This is a genomic window from Gordonia cholesterolivorans, assembly GCF_039531975.1.
GTDB lineage: Bacteria > Actinomycetota > Actinomycetes > Mycobacteriales > Mycobacteriaceae > Gordonia > Gordonia sihwensis.
The window spans coordinates 1-12574 of sequence record NZ_BAAARB010000014.1 but is presented as its reverse complement, the minus strand read 5'-3'; the positions used below and the strand labels follow the sequence as shown (position 1 = coordinate 12574).

The window sequence follows — 12574 nt, the reverse complement described above, 5'->3', positions numbered from 1 at the left end:
GCGGAGCACGACTAGGTGAATTATTTTGCGCTGTAGTGCATAATGATTTCATGACTATCAAGGTTGCTGTCGCCGGTGCGAGCGGCTATGCGGGCGGTGAGATCCTCCGACTGCTGTGCGGGCATCCGCGCCTGGGTTCGGGTGAACTGGAGATCGGCGCACTGACGGCGGGCGGAAACGCCGGCACGCGGCTGGGTGAGCATCACCGCCACCTGTTCCCGCTCGCCGACCGCGTGCTCGAGGAGACGACGCCGGAGGTTCTGGCGGGTCACGACGTGGTCTTCCTCGGGCTGCCGCACGGACAGTCGGCTGCGATCGCCGATGCCCTGCCTCCCAGCACCCTGATCGTCGACTGCGGCGCCGACTTCCGGCTCGAGGACCCCTCGGAGTGGACGGCCTATTACGGCGGTGACCACGCGGGCACCTGGCCGTACGGCATGCCGGAACTGCCGGGCAACCGGGACGTGATCGCCGGAGCGAGCCGGATCGCGGTGCCCGGGTGCTATCCGACGGTGTCGATTCTGACTCTGCTGCCCGCGTTGGCCGCGGGCCTGGTGGAACCGGCGGTCACCATCGTCGCGATGTCGGGCACCTCGGGTGCCGGCCGGGCGCCGAAGGTGAATCTGCTGGCGTCCGAGGTGATCGGATCGGTCCGCGCTTACGGTGTCGGCGGTGTGCACCGGCACACTCCGGAGATCACGCAGGCTCTTTCGCGGGCAGCATCGCTCCCGGTGTCGGTCTCCTTCACTCCGGTGCTGGTGCCCACGTCGCGAGGCATCCTCGCGACGTGCACCGCGCGCACCGACGCGTCGATCGATGATTTCCGGTCGGCCTATGAGAAGGCATACGAGAACGAGGCCTTCGTGCATCTCCTGCCGCAGGGAGAGTTCCCGGAGACCGGGTCCGTGGTCGGAACCAACATGGTCTCGATCGGTCTGTCCGTCGACGAGCGGTCCGGCACCTTCGTCGCCGTCGGCGCCGTCGACAACCTGACCAAGGGCACCGGCGGTGCGGCCGTCCAGTCGATGAACCTGGCCCTGGGTTGGGGCGAAGGCGAGGGCCTGGCGACCGTGGGAGTGGCACCGTGACCGAAGCAGAGACAGGCTCGAACAGCGTGAAGGACCCGACCGTGACAGACACCCAGACCGTCCCCGTGCCGGACATCGATCTCCTGGTCGGCTCGCGGATGACCCGCCGCCAGGGCGTCACGGCGCCGCTGGGCTTCCGGGCGGCGGGAATCGCGGCGGGGATCAAGGCCAACGGGAAGCCCGACCTCGCGCTGGTGTTCAACGAGGGCCCCGACCTGGCGGCGTCGGCGGTGTTCACTCGCAATCAGGTCAAGGCCGCACCGGTGCTGTGGTCGCAGAAGGTGATCGAGAACCGGTCTCTGCGCGCCGTGATCCTCAATTCCGGTGGAGCGAACGCATGTACCGGGCCCGAGGGCTTTCAGGACACGCACGCCACCGCGGAAGCGGTCGCGTCGACGCTGTCGAGCTGGGGTACCGAGACCGGGCCCGTCGAGGTGGCCGTCTGCTCGACCGGCCTGATCGGCGAGCGGCTGCCGATGGACAAGGTGCTCGCCGGAGTCACCGAGATCGTGCACGAGATGGGCGGCGGACTCGAAGGCGGGACCGACGCCGCCTACGCGATCATGACCACCGACACCGTCCCGAAGCAGGTGGCCTTGCACCACACCGGCGGCTGGAACGTCGGCGGCATGGCGAAGGGTGCGGGCATGCTCGCCCCGTCGCTCGCGACCATGCTGGTGGTGCTGACCACCGACGCCAAGGTGAGCGCGGAGTCGGTCGACCTCGCGCTGCGCCGCGCCACCGCGCGCACCTTCGACCGTCTCGACGTCGACGGCTCCATCTCCACCAACGACACAGTGCTGCTGCTCTCGTCCGGCGCCAGCCAGATCGAGGTCTCCCAGGCCGAGCTCGACGCCGCGGTCTTCGCCGTGTGCGACGATCTGGCCGGTCAGCTGCAGAACGACGCCGAGGGCGTCACCAAGCGGATCGCGATCACCGTGACCGGCGCGGCGACCGAGGACGACGCGCTGGTGATCGCGCGGTCGGTGGCGCGCGACTCGCTCGTCAAGACCGCGCTCTTCGGCTCCGATCCGAACTGGGGCCGCGTCCTCGCCGCCATCGGCGCCGCGCCCGTGACCATCGATCCAGATCGGATCACGGTGTCGTTCAACGGTTCTCCGATCTGCCGCAACGGCACCGGAGTACCCGGGGCCCGCGATGTCGACCTCTCCGGCGATCGCATCGAGGTCGTCGCCGACCTCGGCCTCGGGAACGCCGAGGCGACCATTCGCACCACCGACCTGTCGCACGCTTACGTGGAAGAGAATTCGGCCTACTCGTCATGACGAACACTGACACCTCACCGCTGAGCACCGCCACACCGCTGCAGAAGGCCGGCGTCATCGCCGAATCGCTGCCCGCACTGCAGGCGCTCCACGGCAAGCGCGTCGTCGTCAAGTACGGCGGAAACGCGATGGTCGACGCCGACCTGAAGACGGCGTTCGCCGCCGACATGGTCCTCCTGCGCGCGTGCGGCATCCATCCGGTGGTGGTGCACGGCGGCGGTCCGCAGATCTCCGCGATGCTCGCACGCCTCGGTCTCGAAGGCGAGTTCCGCGGCGGCTTCCGCGTCACCACGCCCGAGGTCATGGACGTCGTCCGGATGGTCCTGTTCGGCCAGGTGGGCCGTGAACTCGTCGGCCTGATCAACGCGCACGGACCGTACGCCGTCGGCATCACCGGCGAGGACGCCCACCTGTTCACGGCGACGCGCCGGACGGTGATGGTCGACGGAGAGCCCACCGATATCGGGCTGGTCGGCGACATCGCGGCGGTCAACACCTCCGCGGTCGACGACCTGATCGCGGCCGGCCGGATCCCGGTGATCTCGACCATCGCGCCGGATGCCGACGGCCAGGTGCACAACATCAACGCCGACACCGCCGCGGGCGCCGTCGCTGCAGCGCTCGGTGCCGAGCATCTGGTGATGTTGACCGATGTGGAGGGTCTCTACACCGACTGGCCGGACCGCTCGTCGCTGGTCTCGACGATCACCGCGGGTGAGGTCGCGACACTTCTGCCCTCCCTCGACTCCGGCATGGTGCCGAAGATGGAGGCCTGCATGCGCGCCGTTCAGGAGGGGATCGGTGCCGCACACGTCATCGACGGCCGTGAAGCGCATTCCGTGCTGGCCGCCCTGCTCACCGCGTCGACGTCGGGAACCACCGTCGTCGCCGACGATCCCGATGGAGGACGGCAGTGACCGCACCCCTGCAGCAGCGGTGGTCCGCTGCGCTGATGAACAACTACGGCACCCCGCCGGTCGCGCTGGTGCGCGGCGACGGCGCGGTCGTGTACGACGCCGACGGCCGGGAGTACCTCGACCTGCTCGGCGGCATCGCGGTGAACGCGCTCGGCCATGCGAACCCGGCCATCGTCGAGGCGGTGACCGCTCAACTCTCGACTCTCGGCCACGTGTCGAATCTGTACATCTCGCAGCCGGTCGTGGAACTGGGCGAGCGGCTCTGCGCGGCCGTCGGCCACGGGGCCCGCGCCTTCCTGTGCAATTCCGGCACGGAGGCCAACGAGGCGGCCTTCAAGCTCGCCCGCAGGACCGGCAGACCGCAGATCATCGCGGCCGAGGGGGGATTTCACGGCCGCACCATGGGTGCGCTCGCGATGACCGGGCAGCCGGCCAAGCGCGCCCCCTTCGAACCGATGCCCGCCGGCGTCGACTTCGTTCCCTACGGCGATGCGCAGGCGCTCCGCGCCGCCGTGTCCGAGCGGACCGCAGCGGTGATCCTGGAGCCGATCCAAGGCGAGAACGGCGTGGTGGTCCCGCCCCCGGACTACCTCGCTCAGGCACGGGCGATCACCGCCGAGCACGGTGCGCTGCTGATGCTCGACGAGGTACAGACCGGTATCGGCCGCACGGGCTGGATGTTCGCGCACCAGCGCGCGGGAATCGTGCCCGACGTCATGACCCTCGCCAAGGGCCTGGGCGGCGGCATGCCGATCGGTGCCGTGGTGGCGACGGGGCTGGCGGCGGCGCTGTTCGAGCCCGGCCAGCACGGCACCACCTTCGGAGGCAATCCCGCGTGCGCCGCCGCCGCGCTCGCCGTCCTGCGTTACATCGACGACCACGACCTCCTCTCGCACGTCGAGCGCGTCGGGAAATCGCTCGCCGACGGCATCGAGGAGCTCGGCCATCCGCAGATCGCGGGTGTGCGCGGCGACGGTCTGCTTCTCGGCGTCGTGCTGAACTCCGGCATCTCGGCGAGCGTCGAGAAGTCCGCGCGGGCGGCCGGGTACCTGATCAACGCACCCGCGCCCGACGTGCTGCGGCTGGCGCCTCCGCTCATCCTCACCGACGAGCAGGCGGCCGGATTCGTCGCCGACCTGCCGGACATCCTCGACGCTGCGATCGACGCACAGAATGGGAATGCGTGACATGACAGAGAACACTCGGCACTTCTTGCGCGACGACGATCTGACACCCGCCGAGCAGGCGGAGGTGCTCGAGCTGGCGGCGCGGATGAAGCGCGACCGCTTCGGGTTCCGTCCGCTGGAGGGCCCTCGCGCTGTCGGAGTCATCTTCGACAAGAACTCCACGCGGACCCGGTTCTCCTTCGAAGTCGGCATCAGCCAGCTCGGCGGGCACGCCGTCGTGGTCGACGGCGCGAACACGCAGATGGGCCGTGACGAGTCGTTCGCAGACACCGGCCGGGTGCTGTCGCGGTTCGTCGACGCGATCGTGTGGCGCACCTTCGGTCAGGACCGCCTCGAGGCGGTGGCGGAGTACGCGACCGTTCCCGTCGTCAACGCTCTGTCCGACAGCTTCCACCCGTGCCAGGTGCTCGCCGATCTGCAGACGATCATCGAGCGGAAGGGTCGGGCCGCGGGCCTGACGCTGACCTACTTCGGAGACGCCGCCAACAACATGGCCCATTCCCTGATGCTCGGCGGCGTCACCGCGGGCATGCATGTCCGGGTCAGCGGACCGACGGCCTTCCAACCGGATCCGGCCGTGGTCGAAGCGGCGCGGCGGCGCGCGGCCGAGACCGGCGGCAGCGTCGAACTGATCGGTGACCCGATCGCTGCGGCGACCGGCGCCGACGTCCTCGTCACCGACACGTGGGTCTCGATGGGGCATGAGGGCGACGGGCTCGACCGGGTCGGTCCCTTCCGTCCATACCAGATCAACTCGGAGCTGCTCGGGTACGCCGCGGACGAGGCGATCGTGCTGCACTGCCTGCCCGCGCACCGGGGCGAGGAGATCACCGACGAGGTGATCGACGGTCCGGCGAGCGTCGTCTTCGACGAGGCGGAGAATCGCCTGCACGCCCAGAAGGCGTTGCTGGCCTGGTTGATGGACCGCTAGTGGACCGCGCGGACCCCGACCGAACCGCTGCCCGCCGGGCCGAGTCGGCGAGGCTCGCCGCCACGCGGGCCGGCCGGCACGCCCGGATCGTCGAGATCCTGGCGACCGAACAGATCCGGAGCCAGGGCGAACTGCAGCAGAAGCTGGCCGAGCTGGGGATCGAGGCCACCCAGGCGACGCTGTCGCGCGATCTCGACGAACTCGGCGCGGTGAAGCTGCGCGCCGCCGACGGCGGCGCGGGGGTCTATACCGTCCCCGAGGACGGCAGTCCGGTCCGCGGCGTGTCCGGCGGAACCGACCGGGTCTCGCGACTGGTGTCCGAACTGCTGGTGTCGACCGACTCGTCCGGCGACGTCGCGGTGCTCCGCACACCGCCCGGCGCCGCCGGTTATCTCGCCAGCGCGCTCGACCGCGCGCGACTGCCCGGAGTCGTCGGCACCATCGCCGGCGACGACACCATCTTCGTCCTGGCCCGACGGCCGCTCACGGGCGCCGATCTGGCCGCGCGGATCGAGGGACTGGTCTCCAGATCGTAGGCTGAGCGAACGCGCTCACCGACCACCGAACCGAAACACACCCACGCGAGGAGTACTGCCCTCATGTCGACATCCGACACCACATCGTCCGAGAACAGCCACGAGGGCACCAACGAGGGGGCTCTGTGGGGCGGCCGGTTCGCCGACGGCCCGGCCGCGGCGATGGCCGCGCTGAGCAAGTCGACGCATTTCGACTGGGCGTTGGCCCCGTACGACATCCAGGCGTCGAAGGCGCACGCCCGCGTCCTCGCGACGGCGGGTCTACTGACGGACTCGGACGCCGAGGCCATGCAGGCCGGACTCGATCGTCTGGCCGCGGACGTCGCCGCGGGCGTGTTCGTGCCCGCGGAGTCGGACGAAGACGTACACGGCGCGCTCGAACGCGGGCTGATCGAACGGGTCGGCCCCGAACTCGGTGGCAGGCTGCGCGCGGGCCGGTCCCGCAACGACCAAGTCGCGACCCTGTTCCGGATGTGGCTGCGGGCAGCGATGCGGCGGGTGGGCGCGGGCGTGCTCGACCTCGCGCAGGCGCTCGTCGACCAGGCCGCCGCCAACCCGGGTGTGGTGATGCCGGGTAAGACGCACCTGCAGGCGGCCCAGCCGGTGCTCCTCGGCCATACTCTCCTCGCGCACGCCCAGCCCCTGCTGCGCGACGTCGCGCGTCTGGTGGACGCCGATCGGCGCGTCGCCGTCTCGCCCTACGGGTCGGGTGCGCTCGCCGGCTCGTCGCTCGGGCTGAACCCGGAGGCTATCGCCGCCGACCTCGGCTTCGCCAGTGCGGCCGAGAACTCCATCGACGCGACCAGCTCCCGCGACTTCGCCGCCGAGGCGGCCTTCGTCTTCGCGATGGTCGCGGTCGACATGTCCCGCCTGGGGGAGGACGTGATCCTCTGGAGCACCCCGGAGTTCGGCTATGTGACGTTGGCCGACGCGTGGTCGACGGGCAGCTCGATCATGCCGCAGAAGAAGAATCCCGACGTCGCCGAGTTGGCACGCGGCAAGGCCGGTCGAGTGATCGGCAACCTCACCGGTCTGCTCTCCACGCTGAAGGCCCAGCCGTTGGCGTACAACCGCGACTTGCAGGAGGACAAGGAACCGGTCTTCGACTCCGTCGCGCAGCTGGAACTGCTGCTGCCGGCGATGGCGGGACTCGTCGGCACCCTGACCTTCCATCCGGACCGGATGGCCGAACTCGCGCCGGCCGGTTTCACCCTCGCGACCGATATCGCGGAATGGCTTGTCCGCCAAGGTGTTCCCTTCCGGGTCGCGCATGAGGTGGCGGGCGCCTGCGTCCGTGAGGCCGAGAGCCGCGGGGTCGGACTCGACGAACTCGACGATGAGACGATGGCCCGCATCAATCCGGCGCTGACGCCGCAGGTGCGCGAGGTGCTGACGGTCTCGGGCTCGATCGAGTCACGCAATGCCTTCGGCGGTACCGCCTCGTCGCAGGTGGAGCGCCAGATCTCGGTGGCCAACGCCACGATCGCCGACCTCCGGACGGCGCTCGCCTGACTCCGGCGCGGCGTGTCCGGGCAGGTAACCGGCATCACCGTACGCGCCGACTCGCGGGTACTTCACAGTCGGTGACGGCCGTGACGGATTCGGCGACTAGTACACTGCACGTGCTCGCACACGCCGAATCAGTCGGCGGCCGCGGCATCGGAAGTGGTGAGGGGAGTTACCGCGGTGAAGGGTCTGCCAAATGTCGCCGGCACGGTCGGACGGATCGTCGCGACCGCACAGAACGGTCTCGAAGTCATTCGGATGGGGGGCCTGGATACCGGCACCGAGCCGACACCCTACAAGGTGGTCGAGACCGAGAAGATGTACCGCCTCCGCCGGTACTTTCCAGACGACGCCGGCGACGGCTTCGCCCACATCATCCTGATCCCGCCGATGATGGTGTCGGCCAACGTCTACGACGTGACGCAGGAGAACGGCGCAGTCTCGGTTCTGTACCGGCACAAGGTGATTCCCTGGGTGGTCGACTTCGGTTCGCCCGACCACGAAGAGGGCGGGATGGAGCGCACGCTCACCGACCACGTGGTGGCGATCAGCCGGGTGATCGATCTGGTCCGGCGGGTCGTCGGCCAGGACGTTCACCTCGGCGGATACTCGCAGGGCGGCATGTTCGCCTATCAGACGGCGGCCTACCGGCGCTCAGAGGGACTTGCCAGCGTGGTCACCTTCGGCAGTCCGGTCGACGTACTGGCGGCCCTTCCGCTGGGCCTGCCCGCACAGCTCGTGGTTCCCGGTGCGGAGTTCGTCGCCGACAATGTCTTCAACCGACTGTGGATCCCGAGTTGGTTGGCACGCACCGGGTTCCAGCTGGCCGATCCGGTCAAGACGGCCCGCAGCCGGATCGACTTCCTGCGCAAACTCCACGATCGCGACGCCCTGCTGCCGCGCGAGGACCAGCGACGATTCATCGAGCAGGAGGGCTGGGTCGCGTGGTCGGGTCCGGCCGTGGCCGAACTGCTCCGCCAGTTCGTGGTTCACAACCGCATGATGTCGGGTGGCTTCGTCATCGACGGCGAAGTGGTGTCGATGACCGAGATCACCTGCCCGGTCCTCGCCTTCGTCGGTGAGACCGACGACATCGGTCAGCCACTGGCCGTGCGCGGCATCGTCCGCGCCGCGCCCGACGCCGAGGTGTACGAGACCGCCGCGCCGGTCGGGCACTTCGGTCTCGTCGTCGGATCGAACGCCGGACGTCTCACCTGGCCGACGGTCGGCGAGTGGATCCAATGGCGCGAGGGCAACGGAGAGCAGCCGGCGGCGGTGACGCCGATGAGCAGGACTCGCAGCGAGTCCGGAAGCGGGATCAGTTGGAGCAACCGGCTGACCTACGGTGTCGGACAGGTCGCCGGTGCGGGCACCGCGGTCTCCAAGGAGCTTCTCGAGGCGGTCAATTCGCTCCAGCGCACCACCCGGGCCGTGGCGACCGAGTCGGTGCGCACCGTTCCGCGGCTGTTCCGGCTCGGCCAGATCCAGCCGTCGACCCGCGTCTCGCTCGGCAAGCTGATGAGCGAGAACGCGAAGCGCACGCCCCACGACGAGGTCTTTCTGTTCGAGGACCGGGTGCTGACGCACACTCAGGTCAACGCGCGGATCGACAACGTGGTCGCCGGCCTCATCGAGTGCGGCATCCGGCCGGGGGTGCACGTCGGCCTCATGATGGACCCGCGCCCGTCCGCCCTGGTGACGATCGCCGCGCTGTCGCGACTGGGCGCCGTGGCGGTGCTGCTCTCGTCGAGCGACGCGCTGCCGGAGATGCTCACCCTGGCGGAGACGCGGATCATCGTCTCCGATCCGGTTCACCTCGACCGTGCGGCCGCCGTGTGCGACCGGGTGCTGGTGCTGGGTGGAGGCAGCAGCGACGCCCGTGCCATCGAGCGCGCTGACGGTGAGCACATCGTCGACATGGAGAAGATCGACCCGGAACGCGTCCGTATGCCGGTCTGGTACCGCCCGGACCCCGGACTGGCGGGCGACCTCGCGTTCATCCTGTTCACCGAGACGCAGGGCCGGCTCAATCGGTGGTCGGTCACCAACCATCGCTTCGCCATGTCCGCATTCGGTGCTGCCGCCGCGGCCGGACTGTCGAACCGGGACACGGTCTACTGCCTGCCGCCACTTCACCATGCCTCGGGTCTGCTGACCACGCTGGGAGCCACCGCCGCCGGGCGGTCGCGCATCGCGCTGTCCACGGGGATCGATCCCGAGCGATTCACCCGTGAAGTGCGCCGTTACGGCGTCACCGTGGTCTCGTACACCTGGAACATGCTGGCCGACATCGTCGACGCGCCGGAGTTCGATCCCGGTCAGCTCGGCAGCGTCCGCCTGTTCATGGGTTCCGGACTGTCGGCGGGGGTGTGGACTCGGTTGCGCGAGACGTTGCCGAATGCGCGGGTGCTCGAGTTCTTCGCCACCGCGGACGGATCCGCGATCCTGGCGAATGTCGACGACAGCAAGATCGGAGCGATGGGCCGTGCCCTGCCCGAGACCAACCCGGTGCGCGTCGCCGCCTACGACCCGGTGGCCGAGCGCATGGAGATCGACCGCGACACCGGCTTCGTCCGGGAAGCGGGGCCGGGCGAGGTCGGCATGCTGGTCGCGCACGCCGGCCAGCGCTTCGAGGCGGCGGGTCTGGTCCTGCGCGACGTGTTCCGCCCGCACGATCGCTGGGAGGTCGGGGGGAGTCTGTTCCAATCCGACGCCGACGGCGACCTCTGGTACATGGGATCGGCGCAGGCGGTGATCCGGAGCCGGTCGGGCCCGATCTATCCGGTGCCCATCCAACATGCGCTCTCGTTGATCCCGGACATCAAACTCGCCGCGGTGTACGCGGTCGGCGAGCCGGGCGAGCAGCTCGCCGTCGCCGCCGTCACGCTGCGCGGCGGCGCGACGTCGCTCACTCCGACCCAGATCCGCGTCGGCCTGGGCGAGCTTCCCGCGGCCGAGCGCCCGCACCTGGTGTGGGTCGCCGACTCCATCCCGCTGTCGGAGTCGTTCCGGGCCATGACCAGCCGGATCGCGGCGCGCGGTCTGCCGAAGCCCGGACCGCGGGTCTGGTATCGGGACCAGGACGGTCGCTATCGCCGCTACACGGCGTCCGCGGCCGCGACCATCGACTGGACGGCGCTCCCCGCCGGAGACGATGGTGGCGCCGAGTAGCCTGAAGGCGGTAGGCGCCGCTCGCGACAGGCGATGAGCGGCGCGATCGACGAGACGAAGTGGGAGCTGATGGCAACACGTGCCGAGGGCATCGATCCGGTGGTTCGCGACCGACTGGTGTGCCCCCAGGATCTGGGTGAATTGATCGATGCGGGCGACGAACTCTACAACCCGCGTCTGCGCGTCGCCTATGCCATCGACGCCCACGGGATCCCCGACATGCTGATCGACGACGCGCGTGCGGTCTCAGATGAGGAGCACGCCCGCTTCACCGGAAAGGAAGCGTGAACCGCCGGTGGCCGAGAACATCCTCGACGACCTGATCTGGCGCGGACTCATCGGGCAGAGTACCGACGAGGGAGCGTTGCGCGAGACCTTGGAGAAGCCGATCTCGCTGTACGCCGGCTTCGATCCGACCGCGTCCAGCCTGCACGCCGGACACCTGGTCCCGCTGCTGACTCTGCGCCGGTTCCAGCTCGCCGGTCACCGTCCCGTGGTGCTGGCGGGCGGCGCCACCGGACTCATCGGTGATCCGCGCGACGTCGGCGAGCGGACGATGAACTCCGTGGACACGGTCGCGGGGTGGGCGGACAAGATCGTCGGCCAGCTCCAGCGGTTCGTGACCATCGACGACTCCGACACAGGTGCCGTTCTGGTCAACAACAACGACTGGACCGCCCCGATGTCGACCATCGAGTTCCTGCGCGACATCGGCAAGCACTTCTCCGTCAACGTCATGCTCGCGCGTGACACGGTGAAGCGGCGCCTCGAATCCGACGGAATCAGCTACACCGAATTCAGCTACCTGCTTCTGCAGTCCAACGACTACCTGCAGCTGTACCGCAAGTACGGCTGCGTGCTCCAGATCGGCGGATCCGACCAGTGGGGCAACATCATCGGCGGCGTCGACCTGATCCGGAAGGTCGACGGTGGTACGGCCCATGCGCTGACGGTGCCGCTGGTGACCTCGGCCGACGGGAAGAAGTTCGGCAAGTCGACCGGGGGCGGCAGCGTGTGGCTCGATCCCGAGCTCACCAGTCCGTACGCCTGGTACCAGTACTTCGTGAACACGGCTGACGCCGATGTCGTGAAGTTCCTCAAGTGGTTCACCTTCCTGAGCCGGGAGGAGATCGAGGAGCTCGAGAAGCTCACGGCCGAGAAGCCATTCCTCCGCGAGGCGCAGAAGCGCCTCGCTCGAGAGCTGACGACCCTCATCCACGGTGCAGACCAGACGGCCGCCGCGGAGCTGGCGAGTCGCGCACTGTTCGGGCGCGCCGAACTCAACGAGCTCGATGAGCCCACCCTCGCCGCCGCGCTGGGGGAGACGGGCCTCGCCGAGTTCGACGCCGGTGCCACGCCCTCTATCGTCGAGCTCCTCGTCGCGTCCGGACTCGCCGACAGCAACAAGGCCGCTCGCCGGGCCGTCGACGAGGGCGGTGCCTACGTGAACAACGTCAAGGTCACCGACGCGGACTGGACGCCGGGTTCGAATGACCTGTTGTTCGGCAAGTGGCTCGTCCTGCGCCGCGGTAAGAAGACCTTCGCCGGCGCCAAGATCGGCGCTTGACCGCACAGTCGGACCGCTGACCTGGCGATTTGGGACTCAGCCTCAACGGTGTGTAACTTATTGCAGGTCAGCGCGTCGGTGCTGGCGAGCGAAATGCCCTTCCGGTCGGTGAGTTGATCTTGCCGGGGCGGTGGGGGTAGAGTAGCGGTCCTGCGCCTGGCAGACTTCCCGTTCTTCTTCGGAGAGCGAGAATGTCGCGGTTGCAGGGAAGATTCCAGTCTGGTAGGCTGGAAAGGTCGCCTCGGAGACGGGGTGGCGGATAATTGCAGATGTCTGCTGGTGTTCGGCCCTTGTTTGTGGGGGTTGGTTCTGGTGGGTGTGTGTTCTTTGAGAACTCGATAGTGTGTTTTGGATTTCTTGTGCCACTATTTTTTTGTTTTGTGGC

General features: G+C 68.8%; 10 protein-coding genes. All 10 read left to right on the top strand.

All coding sequences use genetic code 11. The features are described 5' to 3' along the window. Positions 1-50: 50 nt before the first annotated feature. The 10 genes from argC (at position 51) to tyrS (ending at position 12189) form a co-directional block, all read left to right on the top strand. Positions 51-1088 carry an N-acetyl-gamma-glutamyl-phosphate reductase gene (argC, locus tag ABFX36_RS13070; protein ID WP_006895470.1) on the top strand — a complete coding sequence of 346 codons (1038 nt, stop codon included), beginning with the start codon at positions 51-53 and terminating at the stop codon, positions 1086-1088. Positions 1089-1186: 98 nt separating this feature from the next. After that, positions 1187-2374: a bifunctional glutamate N-acetyltransferase/amino-acid acetyltransferase ArgJ gene (argJ, locus tag ABFX36_RS13065; RefSeq protein ID WP_231650268.1), complete on the top strand. Its 1188-nt coding sequence runs from the start codon at positions 1187-1189 to the stop codon at positions 2372-2374. After that, positions 2371-3291: an acetylglutamate kinase gene (gene argB, locus ABFX36_RS13060; RefSeq protein WP_006895472.1), complete on the top strand. Its 921-nt coding sequence runs from the start codon at positions 2371-2373 to the stop codon at positions 3289-3291. The genes argJ and argB overlap by 4 nt, the downstream gene beginning before the upstream one ends. Continuing rightward, entirely contained in the window at positions 3288-4478 is a 1191-nt protein-coding gene (locus ABFX36_RS13055) for an acetylornithine transaminase (protein WP_346076686.1), read from the top strand. Before argB ends, ABFX36_RS13055 begins: the two co-directional genes overlap by 4 nt. A 1-nt stretch (position 4479) precedes the next feature. Beyond that, positions 4480-5409 carry an ornithine carbamoyltransferase gene (gene argF, locus ABFX36_RS13050; RefSeq protein ID WP_045539029.1) on the top strand — a complete coding sequence of 310 codons (930 nt, stop codon included), beginning with the start codon at positions 4480-4482 and terminating at the stop codon, positions 5407-5409. Continuing rightward, a complete protein-coding gene (locus tag ABFX36_RS13045; protein ID WP_006895475.1) occupies positions 5409-5945 on the top strand; it encodes an arginine repressor in 537 nt (178 codons plus the stop codon). Before argF ends, ABFX36_RS13045 begins: the two co-directional genes overlap by 1 nt. A 63-nt stretch (positions 5946-6008) precedes the next feature. Beyond that, positions 6009-7457: an argininosuccinate lyase gene (gene argH, locus ABFX36_RS13040; RefSeq protein ID WP_006895476.1), complete on the top strand. Its 1449-nt coding sequence runs from the start codon at positions 6009-6011 to the stop codon at positions 7455-7457. Between the two features lie 174 nt (positions 7458-7631). After that, positions 7632-10622 carry an AMP-binding protein gene (locus ABFX36_RS13035; protein WP_006895477.1) on the top strand — a complete coding sequence of 997 codons (2991 nt, stop codon included), beginning with the start codon at positions 7632-7634 and terminating at the stop codon, positions 10620-10622. A gap of 69 nt (positions 10623-10691) precedes the next feature. Next, positions 10692-10910, top strand: a complete 219-nt coding sequence (locus ABFX36_RS13030) for a Trm112 family protein (RefSeq protein ID WP_039867034.1) — start codon at positions 10692-10694, stop codon at positions 10908-10910. 7 nt (positions 10911-10917) lie between these two features. Then, positions 10918-12189 carry a tyrosine--tRNA ligase gene (gene tyrS / locus ABFX36_RS13025; protein ID WP_006895479.1) on the top strand — a complete coding sequence of 424 codons (1272 nt, stop codon included), beginning with the start codon at positions 10918-10920 and terminating at the stop codon, positions 12187-12189. The last annotated feature ends 385 nt before the right edge of the window (positions 12190-12574 follow it).